This window comes from Agromyces sp. NSFZ, from assembly GCF_056156205.1.
On sequence record NZ_CM149585.1, the window covers coordinates 3,503,609 to 3,520,279 of the forward strand.

At 70.5% G+C, this 16,671-nt stretch carries 21 protein-coding genes; 8 read left to right on the forward strand and 13 right to left on the reverse strand.

Annotated elements, in window-relative coordinates; genetic code table 11:
* Positions 1–8 precede the first annotated feature (8 nt).
* The 5 genes from ACVFI9_RS16655 to ACVFI9_RS16675 form a co-directional block, all read right to left on the reverse strand.
* The gene (locus ACVFI9_RS16655) at positions 9–875 is read right to left on the reverse strand and encodes a PhzF family phenazine biosynthesis protein (protein ID WP_474763293.1); all 867 of its coding nucleotides are present in this window, start codon (positions 873–875) and stop codon (positions 9–11) included.
* 4 nt (positions 876–879) lie between these two features.
* The gene (locus tag ACVFI9_RS16660) at positions 880–1,482 is read right to left on the reverse strand and encodes a hypothetical protein (RefSeq protein ID WP_474763294.1); all 603 of its coding nucleotides are present in this window, start codon (positions 1,480–1,482) and stop codon (positions 880–882) included.
* A gap of 179 nt (positions 1,483–1,661) precedes the next feature.
* A complete protein-coding gene (locus ACVFI9_RS16665) occupies positions 1,662–2,102 on the reverse strand; it encodes a VOC family protein (protein ID WP_474763295.1) in 441 nt (146 codons plus the stop codon).
* Positions 2,103–2,132: 30 nt separating this feature from the next.
* Positions 2,133–2,615 carry an SRPBCC family protein gene (locus ACVFI9_RS16670; RefSeq protein WP_474763296.1) on the reverse strand — a complete coding sequence of 161 codons (483 nt, stop codon included), beginning with the start codon at positions 2,613–2,615 and terminating at the stop codon, positions 2,133–2,135.
* A complete protein-coding gene (locus tag ACVFI9_RS16675) occupies positions 2,612–3,010 on the reverse strand; it encodes an ArsR/SmtB family transcription factor (protein ID WP_474763297.1) in 399 nt (132 codons plus the stop codon). The genes ACVFI9_RS16670 and ACVFI9_RS16675 overlap by 4 nt, the downstream gene beginning before the upstream one ends.
* Positions 3,011–3,176: 166 nt before the next feature.
* Here ACVFI9_RS16675 and ACVFI9_RS16680 point away from each other — a divergent pair, with 166 nt between their 5' ends.
* The 3 genes from ACVFI9_RS16680 (at position 3,177) to ACVFI9_RS16690 (ending at position 6,879) form a co-directional block, all read left to right on the forward strand.
* Positions 3,177–3,593 (forward strand): VOC family protein, encoded by a 417-nt coding sequence (locus tag ACVFI9_RS16680; RefSeq protein WP_474763298.1) that lies wholly within the window; start codon positions 3,177–3,179, stop codon positions 3,591–3,593.
* Between the two features lie 101 nt (positions 3,594–3,694).
* Positions 3,695–5,839 carry an amylo-alpha-1,6-glucosidase gene (locus ACVFI9_RS16685; protein ID WP_474763299.1) on the forward strand — a complete coding sequence of 715 codons (2,145 nt, stop codon included), beginning with the start codon at positions 3,695–3,697 and terminating at the stop codon, positions 5,837–5,839.
* Positions 5,836–6,879, forward strand: coding sequence for a glycosyltransferase family 4 protein (locus ACVFI9_RS16690; RefSeq protein ID WP_474763300.1), 1,044 nt, complete (start codon positions 5,836–5,838; stop codon positions 6,877–6,879). The genes ACVFI9_RS16685 and ACVFI9_RS16690 overlap by 4 nt, the downstream gene beginning before the upstream one ends.
* 13 nt (positions 6,880–6,892) lie before the next feature.
* Here the strand turns inward: ACVFI9_RS16690 and ACVFI9_RS16695 are convergent, their stop codons facing one another.
* From ACVFI9_RS16695 to ACVFI9_RS16710, 4 genes are all read right to left on the reverse strand, one after another.
* The gene (locus tag ACVFI9_RS16695) at positions 6,893–7,216 is read right to left on the reverse strand and encodes a TFIIB-type zinc ribbon-containing protein (RefSeq protein WP_474763301.1); all 324 of its coding nucleotides are present in this window, start codon (positions 7,214–7,216) and stop codon (positions 6,893–6,895) included.
* 169 nt (positions 7,217–7,385) lie between these two features.
* Positions 7,386–7,592 (reverse strand): cold-shock protein, encoded by a 207-nt coding sequence (locus tag ACVFI9_RS16700; protein WP_142138881.1) that lies wholly within the window; start codon positions 7,590–7,592, stop codon positions 7,386–7,388.
* Positions 7,593–7,733: 141 nt separating this feature from the next.
* On the reverse strand, positions 7,734–8,828 hold the full coding sequence (locus ACVFI9_RS16705) for a fatty acid desaturase family protein (protein ID WP_474766293.1): 1,095 nt from the start codon (positions 8,826–8,828) through the stop codon (positions 7,734–7,736).
* Between the two features lie 114 nt (positions 8,829–8,942).
* Positions 8,943–9,599 carry a UdgX family uracil-DNA binding protein gene (locus ACVFI9_RS16710; protein ID WP_474763302.1) on the reverse strand — a complete coding sequence of 219 codons (657 nt, stop codon included), beginning with the start codon at positions 9,597–9,599 and terminating at the stop codon, positions 8,943–8,945.
* Positions 9,600–9,729: 130 nt separating this feature from the next.
* On the opposite strand from ACVFI9_RS16710, the gene ACVFI9_RS16715 reads away from it, so the two are divergent.
* The gene (locus tag ACVFI9_RS16715) at positions 9,730–10,584 is read left to right on the forward strand and encodes an NAD-dependent epimerase/dehydratase family protein (RefSeq protein ID WP_474763303.1); all 855 of its coding nucleotides are present in this window, start codon (positions 9,730–9,732) and stop codon (positions 10,582–10,584) included.
* Positions 10,585–10,687: 103 nt separating this feature from the next.
* On the opposite strand, the gene ACVFI9_RS16720 is transcribed toward ACVFI9_RS16715, so the two are convergent.
* On the reverse strand, positions 10,688–10,891 hold the full coding sequence (locus ACVFI9_RS16720; protein ID WP_136709507.1) for a cold-shock protein: 204 nt from the start codon (positions 10,889–10,891) through the stop codon (positions 10,688–10,690).
* A 397-nt stretch (positions 10,892–11,288) separates the two neighbouring features.
* Here ACVFI9_RS16720 and ACVFI9_RS16725 point away from each other — a divergent pair, with 397 nt between their 5' ends.
* The 3 genes from ACVFI9_RS16725 to ACVFI9_RS16735 are packed head-to-tail and all read left to right on the forward strand — an operon-like array spanning position 11,289 to position 13,011.
* A complete protein-coding gene (locus ACVFI9_RS16725; protein WP_474763304.1) occupies positions 11,289–11,861 on the forward strand; it encodes a VanZ family protein in 573 nt (190 codons plus the stop codon).
* 36 nt (positions 11,862–11,897) lie between these two features.
* Positions 11,898–12,725, forward strand: coding sequence for a sulfite exporter TauE/SafE family protein (locus ACVFI9_RS16730; protein WP_474763305.1), 828 nt, complete (start codon positions 11,898–11,900; stop codon positions 12,723–12,725).
* Entirely contained in the window at positions 12,715–13,011 is a 297-nt protein-coding gene (locus ACVFI9_RS16735) for a DUF2510 domain-containing protein (RefSeq protein WP_474763306.1), read from the forward strand. The genes ACVFI9_RS16730 and ACVFI9_RS16735 overlap by 11 nt, the downstream gene beginning before the upstream one ends.
* A gap of 44 nt (positions 13,012–13,055) precedes the next feature.
* On the opposite strand, the gene ACVFI9_RS16740 is transcribed toward ACVFI9_RS16735, so the two are convergent.
* From ACVFI9_RS16740 to ACVFI9_RS16750, 3 genes are read right to left on the reverse strand one after another with little or no spacing between them, the layout of a single operon-like run.
* Positions 13,056–14,498, reverse strand: coding sequence for a hypothetical protein (locus tag ACVFI9_RS16740; protein WP_474763307.1), 1,443 nt, complete (start codon positions 14,496–14,498; stop codon positions 13,056–13,058).
* 1 nt (position 14,499) lies between these two features.
* Complete coding sequence (locus ACVFI9_RS16745) at positions 14,500–15,240, reverse strand: TIGR03943 family putative permease subunit (protein WP_474763308.1); 741 nt, start codon at positions 15,238–15,240, stop codon at positions 14,500–14,502.
* Entirely contained in the window at positions 15,233–16,267 is a 1,035-nt protein-coding gene (locus tag ACVFI9_RS16750; protein ID WP_474763309.1) for a permease, read from the reverse strand. The genes ACVFI9_RS16745 and ACVFI9_RS16750 overlap by 8 nt, the downstream gene beginning before the upstream one ends.
* Positions 16,268–16,339: 72 nt before the next feature.
* Between ACVFI9_RS16750 and ACVFI9_RS16755 the strand changes: the two genes are divergently transcribed.
* Entirely contained in the window at positions 16,340–16,633 is a 294-nt protein-coding gene (locus tag ACVFI9_RS16755; RefSeq protein WP_474763310.1) for a DUF1905 domain-containing protein, read from the forward strand.
* Positions 16,634–16,671: the final 38 nt, after the last annotated feature.

A 16,671-nucleotide genomic window follows, 5' to 3' on the forward strand; every position in this document is an offset into this window, starting at 1 on the left:
GGTCGAGCCTAGCCCGCGGGAATCGCCACGGCGCGGCCGCTCACCACGATGCCGCCGCGCTCGGGGATGTCGACGAGGAGCTCGCTCGGCCGGCCCACGTGGCGGCCCTGCTCGACCTCGACCCGGGCGGGCGGCCTGACGGCGCCGAGGTGCCGGAGGTACGCGCCGACGGCTGCCGCCGCAGCGCCGGTCGCCGGATCCTCGGTGATGCGCCCCACCGGGAACGGGTTGCGGGCCTCGAATCGCAGGCCGCCGCCCGAGGCATCCGGAAGGCGGTGCAGCACGATGATCGTCGCCGGCCAGCCCTGCGCATCCATGAGCTTCCGGGCCGCCGCCGGATCGAACCGGAAGCCGTCGAAGGCCTCGGCGTCGCGCAGCACGAGCACGGGGTGCCGGTTGCCGGCGAACGCGACGAGGGGCGGATACCGGTCGTCGAGGTCGTCGCGTGACAGGCCGAAGAGGTCGAGCAGCAACGCGAGCACCTCGTGGGGCAGCGGTTCGACCTCGGGGTCGACGCTCGTGAACGCGGCCCGCAGCACGCCGTCGTCCTCGCTCGTCTCGATGGCGACCTCGCCGACCGGGGTCGCGAACCGGATCGTCCCCGCCCCCTCGCGCTCCGCGATCGCGACGGCCGTTGCGACGGTGGCGTGGCCGCAGAACGGCACCTCGGCGACGGGCGAGAAGTAGCGCACCACGCGGGCGCCGCCCGACTCGCCCGTGATGAAGGCCGTCTCGGCGTAGTCGACGTCGGCGGCGATGCGCTGCATGGCGGCATCGTCGAGCGCGGTTGCGTCGAGCACGACCCCGGCGGGGTTTCCGCCGTTCGGATCGTCGGTGAATGCGGTGTAGCGGAGGATCTCGGGTGCGGACGTCATCCTGTCATGATGCCCTGACCGGCGAGTACCGTGTCGCCGACCACAGGTCGCCCACCGCGCTCGACTTCGTGTCACGCCATCCGGCCGCCCGCATCACCGACCGCACGGCGTTGTCGCCTGGAGCCTCGGAGCCGCGACCCTTGCCGTGCACGATCCAGACGTGCGTGTCGACCCCGCACTCCCCGAACCACACCGGCAGCAGCCGGAGCTCGGCGTCGCTGCGCACGACCACGACGACGAGCTCCGCCTCCCACGGCGTGGCGCGCGGGGCATCCGCCAGCGCCTCTTCGAGCTCGGGCAGCGGCAGCTCGCCCCGCACGGCGACGGGGGTGCCGTGCGTCACGCCGAGCTTCTCGCCGAGCGTCGGCGGCGGTTTCGCGAGGGCATCGGCCCATGCGGATGCCGCGGGCCCGAGCCGGAACCGGTAGATATCGCCGTCGGCCTCGAACGACACGATCCCGTCGGCGGCCTGCACATGCCGCCACGCGGTGCGCGGCACGCGCGCGCGACGTTCGCCCGAGATGTGCAACCCCGTCGACTCCAAGTGAAGTGTCACGGCGGCAGCCCCCTGCTCGCCGATCCAGGTCGCCTTCGCCTGCCTCCCCATGCTTCAACCCCCCGGAACATGATCGTCGCCGTCGCGTCGCGATGCAATGCCCCCATGGGGTGTCATGGCGCGTGCCCTACCTCGGCTCGTGCAGGAGAATGGGCGCCATCCCGCCTGTGGGACGGGGATGGCGCCCAGTCTCCTTCACGAGCTCAGGGGCGGCGCTCAGGGGCCGGCGCTCAGGCCTCCTGCTCGGCGCCGAAGCGCTGCCGGGCCTCGACCGGGATGAGCGGATGCTCCGCCCGCGCCCTGATCTGCTGCACCGCCCACGAGTTCCCGTCGGGGTCGGAGAAGCCGAAGAACGTGCCGCCGTCTCGAGGGTCGATGACCTGGATCTCTCCGCACTCGACGCCGCGTTCGACGAGCTCGACGCGCGCCGCCTCGGCGTCGGCGACGACGAGCTGCACGCCCTTCAGCGATCCGGGCACCATCTCCCGCTGCGCGGGCAGGGTGCCCATGACGATCGAGCAGCCAGACCCGCGCGGGGTCAGCTGCGCGAAGCGCATGTCGCCCATGACGGTGTCGTGGTCGAGCTCGAAGCCGACACGATCGCGGTAGAACTCGATCGCGCGCTGCAGGTCGCTGACCGGGACGATGACGACCTCCAGGGTCCAGTCCATGGGGAGGCTCCCTCCTTCGCCGCCGGCGCCTCAGGCCGCCAGCACACGGTCGAGACGCTGGTAGCCCTCGCGCATGCCCTGCTCCATGTTGCTCTGCACCATGCCGTCGCGGGACTCGACGCTCGGGTACACGGAGTGGATGCGGACGCGCGAGCGGCCGTCGCCGAGGTCCTCGAAGGTCAGCGTCTCGATGCTCACGACATCGGGGAAGCCCTCGAACTCGAAGGTCTGGATCGCGAGCTCGTTCTCGCGGACCGTGTGGAAGGTGCCGTTGAACGCGTACGCCTCACCCGCTGAGTTCGTGTGCACGTAGCGGTAGCCGCCGTGGCTCACGAAGTCCCAGCGGTCGACGGCCATCTCGTAGCCGTTGGGGCCGAGCCACTGCTTCACGAGCTCGGGGTCGCGGTGCGCGTTGAACACGGCGGCCACGGGCGCGTCGAACTCGCGCTCGATCTCGATGAACGGCAGGCCCTCGGGGGCGCTGATGGTGACGGGGTTGGTCGTGGTGGTCATGATGGATCCTTCTTGGTGGCGCCGGGCGTGGGCCCGGCATCGGATGCTGCGGCGTTCGTGCCGCGGTCGGTGGCGAGCAGCGCGTCCAATGCGCGGAACTGCTGCTCGTGGATCAACCGGTAGCGGTCGATCCACGCGGTGAGGGCCTCGAGCTGCGCGGCGTCCAGGTGCACGGGACGGCGTTGCGCGTCGCGACTGCGAGTCACGAGGCCGGCCTGCTCGAGCACCTGGATGTGCTTCGAGACGGCCTGCTTGGTGATCTGGAACGGCTCGGCGAGTTCGTTCACCGTGGCCGGACCACGGCTCAGGCGGGCGATGATGCCGCGCCGCACCGGATCGGCGAGGGCCATGAAGGCGCGGTCGAGACGGTCGTCGGCGCTCGGGTCGACGATCATCTCAGCCTCCTCTCGTAATCAACTACTTGCTTGATCAATCACTTCGTTGATTAACGTAGAGCCCCGATCACCGATCGTCAAGTGGGTTCTTCCGGGGACTCGCGCGGCCGACGCATCCGGAGCAGAATCGGGCGCAGGAACGACGACCGACGATCTGGAGGCGACGATGCCCGTCACGCTCAATCCGTACCTGAACTTCCGCGACGACGCCCGCGAAGCGCTGGAGTTCTACCGCTCCGTGTTCGGCGGCGAACTCCGGATCTCGACGTTCGCCGACTTCCAGGCGGCCCAGGACCCCGCAGAGAACGACCTCGTCATGCACGGCCAACTCGACGGCGAGCACGGGGTGACCCTGATGTGCGCCGACACGCCGAAGCACCTCGAGTTCCGTGGCCACGAGGGATTCTCGGTATCCCTTTCGGGCGACGATGAAGCGACGCTGCGCGGCTACTGGGAGCGGCTCACCGAGGGCGGTCGGGTGGTGGAGCCGCTCGAAACGGCGCCATGGGGCGACAGCTTCGGCATGCTCGTCGACCGGTTCGGCGTCAGCTGGCTGGTGAACATCGCCGGTTCTCCCGCGTAGGGGCTGTCAACCCCTCGCCGCGTGCGCGCGCCCCGCCTAGCGTGGGCACCGCGGCGGCGCTGCACCGTGCGCGCCATCCGCACGACCAGGAGGCCGATGCGATGACGGGATGGAACACCGACACACTCGCGCAGACTGCGGGGACCGGCGCGATCACGATCGTCGAGGGGTCGTCGTTCTGCGTCTCCGCGGCGAACGGCGACATCGTCCCCGAACTCCCCCATGGGGTCTTCCACCGGGACACGAGAGTCATCTCACGGTGGAGCCTGCTCGTCGACGGCGCACCGGTGGAGGCGCTGTCGTCGACGACGCCCCAGCCCTTCCAGGCGGTGATGATCGGCCGCGCCGGCCACGTGCCCGGGCGGGCGGATACGCCGCTGATCGTGGAACGGGACCGCCGGGTGGACAACGGCCTGCGCGAGACCCTGACCCTCAGGAGCTATTCCCGCGAGCCCACGGTCTACCGGGTCGAGTTGATCGCCGAATCCGACTTCGCCGACATCTTCGAGGTGAAGGAGGGCCGGGCCACCGGCGAGCCGCGCCCGCCCAGCGACGAATCGCCCGGGCGACTGCGAATCGACTCCACCCGAAGCGGCGCCGACGGACGTGGCGTCGTGATCTCGGCGCCCGGCGCCGGCACCTCGGGCGACCGGCTGTCGTTCGACGTGATCCTCGGGCCGCGCGGCACCTGGTCGGAGGAGGTGCGTGTCGCGCCGATCGTGGACGGCCGCGAGGTGGCGATGGGCGTCGACACCGGGCCGCTCCCGGCCCTCGAGCCGTCGCGCCGGTTCCTCGCGTGGCAGTCCGGCATTCCGGAGCCCTCGCTCGAGGACGTCGAGATCGAACGCGTCGTGCTGCAGAGCCAGCGCGACCTCGGATCGCTGCGCATCTTCGATCCCCGGCACCCCGACCGGGCGGTCGTCGCCGCCGGAGTCCCGTGGTTCATGGCGCTCTTCGGACGCGACTCGCTGCTCACCGCGTTCATGTCGCTGCCGCTCGACCCCACGCTCGCGGTCGGAACGCTGCAGACGCTCGCCGACCTGCAGGGCACACGCTCCGATCCGTCGTCCGAGGAGCAAGCCGGACGCATCCTGCACGAGGTGCGTCTCGGCGCGACGACGAACCTCGCGCTCGGCGGTGGCTCGGTGTACTACGGCACCGTCGACGCGACACCGCTGTTCGTCGTGGTGCTCGGCGAGCTCGCCCGATGGGGTGCGCTTCCCGACGACGCATCCGACCTGATCGCGGCCGCCGACCGGGCGCTCGACTGGATCGCCCGAGACGGCGATCGCGACGGTGACGGCTTCGTCGAGTACGGCCGCCTGAATGAGCAGGGCCTCGTCAACCAGGGCTGGAAGGATTCGTGGGACGGCATCTCGTTCGCGGACGGCACCCTCGCCGAGGGCCCCATCGCGCTGTGCGAGGTGCAGGGCTACGTGTATGCCGCGTACGAGGCGCGCGCGGCCCTCGCGGCCATGCACGGCGATGAGACGACCGCCGAGGAGTGGACCGAGCGGGCACAGCAGTTGAAGCGCGAGTTCAACGAGCGGTTCTGGCTGCCCGACCGCGGATACTTCGCGATCGCCCTCGACGGGGAGAAGCGCCCGGTCGATGCCTGCGCGTCGAACATGGGGCACTGTCTGTGGAGCGGCATCGTCGACGACGACAAGGGCGCCGCCGTCGCGCAGCACCTGCTCTCCGAGGAGATGTTCACGGGGTGGGGCGTCCGCACCCTCGCCTCCGACATGGGTGCGTACAACCCCGCCAGTTACCACAACGGCTCCGTCTGGCCGCACGACAACGCGATCATCGCGGCCGGGCTCATGCGATACGGCTTCGTCGAGGAGGCGAATCGCATCGTGTTCGGGCTCTTCGAGGCGGCGAGCCACTACGGCGGCCGCCTGCCCGAGCTCTTCTGCGGATTCGACCGCGCCGAGTACCCCGAGCCGGTGTCGTATCCGGCGTCGTGCTCACCGCAGGCGTGGGCGGCGGCGACGCCCTTCTCGCTGCTGCGGACGACGCTGCGCTTCGATCCCTCGGTCCCCACCGGCGACCTGTGGCTCGCACCGACGTCGACGAACGACCTCGGCGACATCCACCTCCGCAACGTGCCGTTCGCGGGCGCCCGCATCTCGGTGGACGCGTCGCGCAAGGGCGCGTCCGTCGCGGGCCTCCCCCCGGGAGTGACGTTCCACTCGACGCCGCGCTGGTCGTCCACCGTCTCGACCCGAAAGGACCGCTCATGAGGATCGGCATCGTCGCCCCGCCGTGGATTCCCATCCCACCCCCGGCGTACGGGGGCATCGAGTCCTTCATCGACACCCTGGCTCGGGAGCTCCTGGACGCCGGCCACGACGTGGTGCTCGCGGCATCCGGCGACAGCGAGTCCGCAGTGCCGACGCTGGAGGGCTTCCCGCCGTCCGACCACGAGACGATGGGCGTGACCACGCACGAACTGCGCCATCTGATCCGCGCCTACACCGCGTTCGAGGGCGCCGACGTCGTCGTGGACAACACGCTGGCCGGGCCGATCGTCGCCCGCAGCCTGCGCACGGGACCCACGGTCACCGTCGCGCACGGCCCGTTCATCCCCCTGGTGCAGGAGCTCTACGCCGTCGCGTCGCCCGAGATGGCGTTCGTCGCCATCTCGCACCATCAGGCCTCGACGGCGGGCGACATCCCGATCGCGCGAGTGATCCACCACGGCATCGACGTCGACCCCATTCCCATGGGACCGGGCGGCGACGCGGCGTGCTTCGTCGGCCGGATGAATCCGTCGAAGGGCCTGCCCGAGGCGATCGCGGTCGCCGAGCGTTCGGGCATCCCGCTTCGCATCGCGGCGAAGATGCGCGAACCCGCCGAACAGGAGTACTTCGAGGAGGCCATTCGCCCGTCACTCGGCTCGAGGATCGAGTACCTCGGCGAGCTCGATGTCGAGGAGAAGTACGAGCTCATGGGCTCGTCCCTCGCCCTGCTCAACCCGATCCAGTGGGACGAGCCGTTCGGGCTCGTGATGATCGAGGCGATGTCGACGGGTTCGCCCGTCGTCGCGACCAGCCGGGGCTCGGTGCCCGAGATCGTCGACGAGGGACGCACCGGATTCATCCGCGACGACCTCGACGAACTCGCCGAGGCGCTCGGCCGAGCCACCGAGCTCGATCGCGCCGCCTGCCGCGCGAGCGTCGAGGCCAGGTTCACCGCACGCCGGATGGCCGCCGACTACATCACGCTCTTCGAGGATCTCGTCGATCACCCGTGGGGGCAGTCGACACCGAAGTCCGCGTAGCCCGGCCGCAGCCTCAGTCGAAGAGCTCCGAGAGCCAGTTGTCCTTCTTCTTCCTGCGGTAGCCCTGGTCGTACCCGCGATCGTACGGCTGCTGGTAGTCCGGCTGCCGGTAGCCGGGCTGCTGCCCGTATGCGGGCGGCTGCGGTTGCGCGGGCGGCTGCGGTGCCGCCGGCGGCGCGACGGAGGACGGTGCCGCGAACTCGCGGGCCGCGCGCTCGATGATCTTGTCGAGCTCGCCGCGGTCGAGCCACACACCGCGGCAGGTGGGGCAGTAGTCGATCTCGATGCCGCTGCGCTCGCTCATCACGAGCACGGATCCGTCACTGGGGCACTGCATGGGGCTCCTCCTTCGGGGTCTCAGGCGAGACTATGGCGCGAAGCTCGGAAGACGCTCCGGACATGCGCGAGCGGATGCCACGCCCGCGCCTCACTGGGAGGCGCCGGCTGCGGCATCCGCTCGTCGACCGGCCCTTCGACAGGCTCAGGGACCGGTGGGGGTGCGAGAACTACGCGATGACGCGGATGTTCTCGGCCTGCAGGCCCTTGGGGCCGCGGGCGGTCTCGAATTCGACCTTCTGGTTCTCCTCCAGCGAGCGGTATCCGCCCGACGCGATCGCGCTGAAGTGCGCGAAGACGTCGGCAGTGCCGTCATCGGGGGCGATGAAGCCGAAGCCCTTGTCGGCGTTGAACCACTTGACGGTTCCGGTTGCCATATTTCTTTTCCTTCTGTAAAGCCGAGCCGCTGGGCGGCTGCGACGTGCACGACTCGAGGTCGTGCTGGGTTCCGACGGCGACGTCCGCCGCCGGAAGTGCGGGTGCCGGGCCCTTCGACGAGCTCAGGGACCGGTGGTCGATCAGGCCCGACGGAACTGGTTCACCATCGGGCAGTCGAACGGGTCGCGCGCGGCGAGGCCGACGCGATTGAGGTAACGCACCACGATGGCGTACGACTGCAGCATCGTGGTCTCGGTGTAGGGCACGTCGAGCGTGCGGCAGTACTCGCGCACGATCTCGCGCGCCTTCGCCAGGTGCGGGCGAGGCATGTTCGGGAACAGGTGGTGCTCGATCTGGTAGTTGAGCCCGCCGTAGAGCGCGTTCGCCCACCAGCCTCCCGAGATGTTGCGCGAGGTCAGCACCTGCTTCGAGAGGAAGTCGAGCTTCGCATCCTTCGGGATGATCGGCATGCCCTTGTGGTTGGGCGCGAACGAGGCGCCCATGTAGATGCCGAACACGGCCAGCTGCACGCCGATGAAGGCGAACGCCATACCGAGCGGCAGCACCCAGAAGATCGCCCCGAGGTACACGGTGAACCGCGCGGCGATGAGGCCGAGCTCGATCCAGCGGCCCTTGACGGGTCCGCGCTCGAAGAGCGTGCGGATGGAGCGGTAGTGCAGGTTCAGACCTTCGAGCGTGAGCAACGGGAAGAACAGCCAGCCCTGCTTGCGCGTGATGAGCGCCATCAGGCCGCGTTGCTTCGCGGCATCCGCCTCGACGAACGAGATCGTGTCGAACTCGATGTCGGGGTCCTTGCCGACCTTGTTCGGGTTCGCGTGGTGGCGCGTGTGCTTCGTCATCCACCACGAGTAGCTGATGCCCACCACGCCGGCCGCCAGGATGCGCCCGACGCGGTCGTTCGCGGGCCCGGACTCGAGCACCGCGCGGTGCGAGGCCTCATGGGCGAGGAATGCGAACTGCGTGAAGATGAGGCCAAGCGCGCCCGCGATGAGGAGCTGGAACCAGGAGTCGCCGAGCAGGATGAACCCGGTGATCGCTCCGCCGAGCGCGATCGCGAGCGCCGAGACGAGTGCGAGGTAGAACCAGCGCGTGCGGTTCAGGAGGCCGGATTCGCGAACGACCCGGGAAAGTGCCGTATAGCTCCGCGTGATGTCCAGGGAGCCGGTGCGGGGCTTCGTCGCCCGGATCGCACCGAGGGTTTCGGTGTGAGAGATGTGGTGTTCCCAGCTGGTCGTCGACTTCCCAGCCGGGGTTCGCGGGAAGATCGCCCGCTGCAGATGTCCTGAGTCTATGGCCTGCGCGTGGGAAGGTGCTGTGAGGGTTGCGCTTCATTGCGCCGCGTCGGCCGCCGTGCGCAGCTCATCGACGAACGTCTCGTACGCCGCCCGCCGGTCGGCGGGGTCCTCGATGCGCAGCAGTGCCGACGGATGCGTCGTCACGAGCACCGGAACCGGGAAGACGGATGCCGCGCCCGCGACATCCGGCGGGAGCACCTTGCCGCGCACCTCCCCGATGCGCACCGTGCGCCCGAGCACCGCCCGGGCCGCGGTGGCGCCGAGCGCCACGATGATGCCGGGCCCGACGGCCTCGAACTCCGCTTCGAGCCACGGCCGGCACGCGACGATGTGGGCGACGGCCGGCTTCTCGTGGATGCGCCGCTTGCCGCGGCGCTCGAAGCGGAAGTGCTTCACCGCGTTCGTGACGTACACCTGGTCGCGCGGGATGCCAGCCGCGTCCACGGCGTCGGCGAGCAACCGCCCGGCCGGCCCGACGAACGGCTTGCCCTCGAGGTCCTCGCGATCGCCCGGCTGTTCGCCGACGAGCATCAGCGGAGCACCCGGCCGACCGCTCGAGAACACGACCTGCGTGGCATCCCGCCACAGCTCGCACCCTCGGCACTCGTGCGCGGCCCGGCGCAGGTCCTCGACGGCGGCGCCGGGCGGCACCCACTCCTCGGCGCCGGGGCGCTCCGGGTCATCGGCCATGCCAGGAGACTACGGCGGGCCGGCGCGCGCGGGGAGGGGGTTGCGGAGCCGCTCACTTCCACGGGCTCGGCGAACGAAGCGGCCCCCGAGCCCGTCGATTCCCGAGCCCGTCGAAGGGCAGACTGGACGCATGCGCATCATCGTGACCGGGGGAACCGGCAAACTCGGCCGCACCGTCGTTCGCACGCTCCGCGAGGAGGGGCACGAGGTGTGGAACCTCGACCTGCACGGCAAGCGCGGTGGATTCATCCGCGTCGAGCTGACCGACTACGGACAGGTGATCGACGCCATCGCGGGCGTCGACGACCGTCACTCGGGGGTGGACGCCGTCGTGCATCTCGCGGCGATCCCGGCGCCCGGCCTCGAGAGCGACGCGGCGACGTTCCACAACAACATGCTCGTCACCTACAACGTCTTCCAGGCCGCTCGCCGTCTCGGCATCCGGCGGATCGTGTACGCGTCGAGCGAGACCGTGCTCGGCCTGCCCTTCGACACGCCGCCGCCCTACATCCCGGTCGACGAGGAGTACCCCGCCCGGCCCGAGAGCACCTACTCGCTCGTCAAGCACCTCGAAGAGCAGCTGGCGATCGAGCTGGTGCGCTGGGACCCCGGGCTGTCGATCACGGCGCTTCGCTTCTCGAACGTCATGGATCCCGAGGACTACGAGGCGTTCGACGCCTTCGACGCCGACGCGACGCTGCGCAAGTGGAACCTGTGGGGATACATCGATGCGCGCGATGGCGCGCAGGCGGTGAGCCTCGCGCTCGCCAAGGGGCAGCCCGGATTCGAGCGGTTCATCATCGCGGCCGCCGACACCGTGATGAGCCGGCCGAACGCCGAGCTCGTCGCAGAGGTGTTCCCGGATGTCCCGGTGCGCGGCGAACTCGGCGTGAACGACACGCTGCTCTCCATCGGGAAGGCGCGCCGGGTGCTCGGCTACGAGCCGCGACACTCATGGCGTGACGGCCGCGACGCCGCGGGTTGAGGAGCGACGCCGGAGCGTCTCGAAACCCGCGGCGTGACAGCCCGCGTCGACGCCGAACGCCGCCGCAGCCCGTGAGCTGCGACGGCGTTCGACGTGTTGCGACCTAGAGGGCGCGGATGTTCTCGGCCTGGAGGCCCTTGGGGCCCTGCGCGACCTCGAATTCGACCTTCTGGCCCTCATCGAGCGAACGGTAGCCGCTGCCCGTGATGGCGCTGAAGTGCGCGAAGACGTCGGCCGAGCCGTCGTCGGGGGCGATGAAGCCGAAGCCCTTTTCGGCGTTGAACCACTTGACGGTTCCGGTTGCCATACTGCTGTCCTTCTGTCCTGCGGGCCGCATTCGCGACCCCGATTGCGATCGACGGTCGATCGCGTCCCCGACGGCCCGGTGCCGCCGAAGCAAGGGGGCGAGGGGCGGGAGTGCGCTCAGGCATCCGCCGTCTCGTATCGGGTCATGCCACGCGGATCGGTCCGCCTCCGGGCAATCAGGTGGAGGCGCGGGCGAGTGCCCGCTTGATGGAGGAATCGTTGAAGGCCACCATAGCGGCATCCTGCCCGGCTGCACAGGGTCCGCGACCGGATCGTGACCATGCGTGACCATGACGAGCGTGTCCCTCGCACGAGGGACACGCCGAGACGGGGGGCCCGGGCGCCGACTTGCGGCAGGAAACCAGCGGACTCCGAGCGAACGGGTGCAGAATCGTGGGATGAACCGCCGCCCCCTGCGATTCTTCGCCGTCGCCTACGCCGTGGGCGTGCTGTGGCTGACCGTCGGCCCGGCGCCGTGGCGCGCCACCGGGAACCAGCTCGTCGGCGGCATCCTGAACCCCGAGGCCTGGATCGCGAGCGTGACCTGGACGACCGGGTACCTCGCCGAGATGGCGTTCAACGTGGCCATGTTCGTGCCCGTCGGTGTCTTCGCCGCGCTGCTCATTCCACGCCGTCGCTGGCCGCTCGCGGTCGTGGCGGGCTTCGGGTTCACGGCGCTCATCGAACTCATCCAGGTGCCCCTCGAGCGCATCTCCGATCCGCGCGACCTCGTCATGAACGCGAGCGGCGCGGTGTTCGGCGTGCTGCTCGTGGTCGTCGCGCGCGGCGTGCGGCGCGTGGCCGAGGTCACCGCACAACCGCCCAGGCCCGCGGATGCCGCGACCGCACCCTCCCGGTCGGCGCCCGCCGGCGCCGTCGGCCACGCGTCGCATGTCGACCCCCGCCACAGGCCCGCCCTCGTCGCTGCGAACGCCTCCGCGGCGCCCGCGACCGACCGCTCCGCCGACTGACCCTCGCCCGCGGTCGCCCGCCGCTACAGTGATCGGGTGACCTCCCCCGCCGCGCCCGCCCATTCGTCGCGGCTGCCGTGGGTGCGCCTCGCCCTCGTCGGCGCGGCAGGCGGCCTGCTCTCGGGTGCGTTCGGCGTCGGCGGCGGCATCCTCATGGTGCCGCTCCTCATGACGTTCGCGGGCATGGACCAGCGCCGCGCCGCGGCCACCTCGCTCGCGGCGATCGTGCCCGCCGCGGTCGCCGGTTCGATCACGTACCTCCTCAACGGCCAGATCGACCTGCTGTCGGCACTGTTCGTCGCGATCGGCGGCATCGCCGGCTCCTGGGTCGGGTCGTGGCTGCTGCGCCACCTCTCACTCGGGTGGCTGCGCTGGCTGTTCATCGCGCTGCTCGTCGCGGTGGCCGTGCGCCTGCTGCTGATCACGCCGGCACGCGCCGACGGCGTGCTCGAGTTCGATGTCGTCTCCGTCGTGAGCATGCTCGCGCTCGGCGTGGCCATCGGCGTCGCGTCGGGCCTCTTCGGCATCGGCGGCGGCATCATCATGGTGCCCGCGTTCATCGCCCTGTTCGGAATGAGCGACCTCGTGGCCAAGGGCACGTCGCTCGCCGTCATGATCCCGACTGCGGTGAGCGGCACGGTCGCGAACACTCGCGGCGGCATCGTCGACCTCAAGGCCGCCTTCATCGTGGGCGTCGCGGCCACCGCGGCGTCGTTCGCCGGGGTCGCGGTGGCGTTCCTGCTCTCGCCCGAATGGTCGGTGCGCCTCTTCGCGGCGCTCGTCATCGTCGCCGCGGTGCAGCTCACGGTCCGAGCCGTCCGGGCCACCCGGCAGGACCGGAAGGATCGCGGTCGTGACGACTGACGCTGCGCGCCCGGCCGGCTGGTACGACGACGAGGCGGATGTCGCGTTGTTGCGCTACTGGGACGGCCGCAGATGGAGCCCGCACACGGCGCCGAAGACGTCACCCCGATCCGACGAGATCGCGGGACACACCGTGCGCCTCCGCTCGCCTGATGAGCACACCACGGTGCCGCTCCCCGACGAGCACGGCGCGGCCGGGGCATCCCGGCCCTGGGTCGCCCGTGCCCTTGCCGCGGCCGGTCGGGCGCGATCCGGGCGGCGAGCCGGCGAGGGGCGCCACAGATAAGCCGAGGGGCGCCGGTGAGCGGCCGAGCGACGCCTGCGGGCTCGTCAGTGCAGGCACCAGTCGGAGAAGCCGCCCTGCAGGCTGAGCGCGATGCGTCCGGTGTCGATCTCGACGATCGTGGTCATCGTCTCGGTGTATCCGGGGTGGCCCGAGTACCCGTCGGGACGGCTGTCACCGGGTGACTCCGAGACGGCGACCCAGCGCCCGTTCGGTGCGACGCAGTGCTCGCGGATGAGGCTCGTCGGCAGCGCCGGCGCGTACAGCTTCGAGAGTTCCCCGTCGGCGCCGACGGCGGCGAGCATCGCCGAGCGCACGTTCCGGCCGGCTTCGACCCGCGCCTGCACGAGCGAGACGAGGTACCGGCCCTCGCCGTCGAGCACGGCGATACGGTCGGCGTAGACGTTGTCGGCGAGCTCGGGAGTCTGGAGCTCGAGCGCCGTCGTGGTGCCGTCGGCGAGGTCGAGCACGGTTCCGCCATCGGGGTCGGCGACGAGGAGATCGCTCGTGCCCGCGATGAAGCCGCGGATCTCGGCGTGCACGCCGAGTGGGGTGGGAGGTCGACCCCCGACCGTGTCGACGAGGTACAGGCCCTGATCGAAGTCCTGGGCCACGAGCGACGTCGTGCCCGGCACGAAGGCCCACGACATGACGCGCATCGGCGTGCCGTCGAGCGCGAGCACGGGCTGCGGCACGGCGGGCGCGGCCGTCTCCGCCGTCGCCGTCAGGTCGAGCGTCATCAGTTCCGCCTCGTGCTGCCGCACCCCGCCGACCGCGTCCGTGTCGACCACGAAGCCGACGAGCGGATGGGTCGTGGACGCTGCGAGGTCGCGGACCGAGGCACCCTCGGGGAGCGGAAGCTCGGCGGGATCGGGTTGCGCGTCCTGCGACAGCGCGATCTCGTTCCGCCCGTCGTCGTCGACGGTCACGACGACGAGCACGTCGCCAGCGTGCGCGAACTCCTGGATGCGCGGCGCGGTGAACACGACCTCGGGCTGGGGCTTCGCGAACGAGCTGCGCTGGACGAGGTCGGCTTCACCCCGGTGGCTGCGGCGGTGCAGGGAGTAGACGTCCTCGTCGGGCGTGGCGAAGCGATGCTCGACGACGGCCGGCGCCGGCTGGTAGGCGCCCACCACGCCCGGTACCCGCACGGTGTACTCGGCGGCGTAGTCGAGCGGCTGCTCGAAGGTGATCACGATGTCGCGGTCGTCGGCCGTCGCACTGACGGATGCCGCGGGCTCGATCTCGATGGCGTCGGCGTCGAACTCGACCACGGGCTGGTTGAGCGAGAGCGTCAGCTGCTCCCCCGCGAGCCGAGTCGCGCGCACGACGTCGAGTTCCGCGGCATCCAGTCGCGGCCCCTGCACCAGGCCGGCGAACCCGAACCCGGCGACGGCGACGACGAGCACCGAGACGGTGCCGATCAGGCGACGCCGGAAGGTGTGGTGCCGGCCGCCGGCCGGCCGGCCGGTGGGCGGGGTCGCGGACACGTCAGAAGACATAGGGCTGGGCGGGTTGGTCGGTCACGGCGAGCTCGTCGGGCGTGAGGAGCAGCGTCTCGGCGCTGCTCGTGCCGACGTTCTCCTCGAGCATCCCGGTCGCCGTCACCCATTGGTCGGGTTCGAATCGCTCCCGCCATCCCGGGAGATGCACCGGCACGCCGACCGGCTGGGCGTCGACGGCGCAGCACGTCACCGTGAATCGGGCGACGTAGAAGACGTTCTCCGGGTCGTCGGGCGAAGCCATGACGAATCCGGTGACCTCGATGGTGCGACCCGCGAAGAAGCCGGGGTCGGGGTCCTGCGCGAGCAGCACGGCCCAGTCCTTGACCGTGAACTGCGACGTGTCGCCACCGACGAGGTCGGGGCTGTCGGTGCCTGCGGAGACGGCCGACGTGTTGATGCTCCGCTGGGTCGCGGTCGCCGAGGTGAGGGTGGCCGGCGGCAGTGCGAGGAGCGCGGCCGCCGCGGCCACCACCACGATGCCGCCGAGCGCCGCGCGGAGCCGCGCGCGCGGCCCCGCGTGGCGCTCGTGGTCGTCGGGAAGCGGTGCCACCGCGAACGCCGCCAGCGTCAGCACCGCGGCGATGACCGCCATGATGACCGTGAACTCGAAGTACCGCGGATGGATGTAGAGGCCGAGCCGGCCGGTGGCGGCCAGCCAACCGGTGGCGACGATGCCGATGAGCGAGAGCAGGATCCCCTGCCACCGGGCGATGAGTCGTTCACGCAAGGGCGTTCACCGCCAGTCCGAGGGCGGCCGCGGCGAGGCCGACGAGCAGGGACAGCTGCAGCAGGGTTCGTGCCGTGAACGTGGTGCGCATCAGGGCGAGCATCTTGATGTCGATGATGGGTCCGAAGACGAGGAAGGCGACGATCGCGCCCGGCATGAAGGTCGAGCCGAAGGCGAGGATGAAGAACGCGTCGACGTTCGAGCAGATGGCGATCACGAACGCGAGCGCCATGAGCGCGAACACCGAGAGCACGGGGTTCTGGCCGAGCGTGATGAGCAGGTCGCGCGAGATGCCGACCTGGATGATCCCGGCGACCGCCGAGCCGACGAAGAGCGCGGGCAGCATCGCCGAGGTCTCGGTTCGGAACATGTCGACGCTCCGCCGCGTCCGCGTGGTGGGTGCGTCATGGCCCGCGTGTGCGCAACTGGCCTGGAAGCCCGTCGTGAGCAGGCGCATCGGTTCCGGATGGCGGCTGTAGATCCAGCCCACGAGGTTCGCGATGACGAAGCCGCCGAGGATGCGGCTCACGAGGATGACGTCGTCCCATCCGAAGGCCTGGTACGTCGTGATGATCGTCACGGGATTCAGGATCGGCGCCGCGAGGAGGAACGTCATCGCCTCGCCGACGGTGAGCCCGCGCAGGATGAGCCCTCGTGCGAGGGGGACGTTGCCGCACTCGCAGACCGGCAGGAGCACGCCGAGCAGCGAGATGGTGACGCGACGGACGACCGGATGCCTCGGCAGCCGCCGGAGGAGGAACCCCTCGGGCAGCCACACCTGCACGCCGATCGAGAGCAGGATGCCGAGGAAGACGAACGGGAGGCTCTCGATGACGACGCTGATCGAGAGCGTGAAGAAGTCGCGCACCGAGTTCGAGAGCAGGTCGCCGATGCCCTCCGGCGCGAACGCCCGGATCCCGATGAAGAGCAGCACGAGCGCGACCCCGAGCGACAGGCCCACCCACGTCGGGGACCGTTGCATGAGCTTGGGCGGGCCCGGAAGCAGGGTGACAGGCGTCCGACTCACGGGCTCCAGCGTAGGGGACCCCGTCCGACCACGAGGTGTCGTGATATCGGTGGGCGCCGGTAGCATCCGGGCATGCGATTCCGGTTCACCGCACCGCTCTGGGAGTGGGACGCACAGGGCGGCTGGTTCTTCGTGACCCTTCCCGAAGAGACCGCCGCCGACATCCGGGAAGTGCCGCGGATGCCCCGGGGCTTCGGTTCGGTGCGCGTGCGCGTCACGGTGGGTTCGACCACCTGGGCGACGTCGGTCTTCCCCGACTCGAAGCTCGGCAGCTACGTGCTGCCCGTGAAGAAGGCGGTGCGCACCGCCGAGGGGCTCGACGCCGGTGGCGACGTGCGCGTGGAGCTCGAGGTGGTCGACCTGTAGCCGACCGGGGTGTGGCGGGCGTGACATCCGTCGACTAG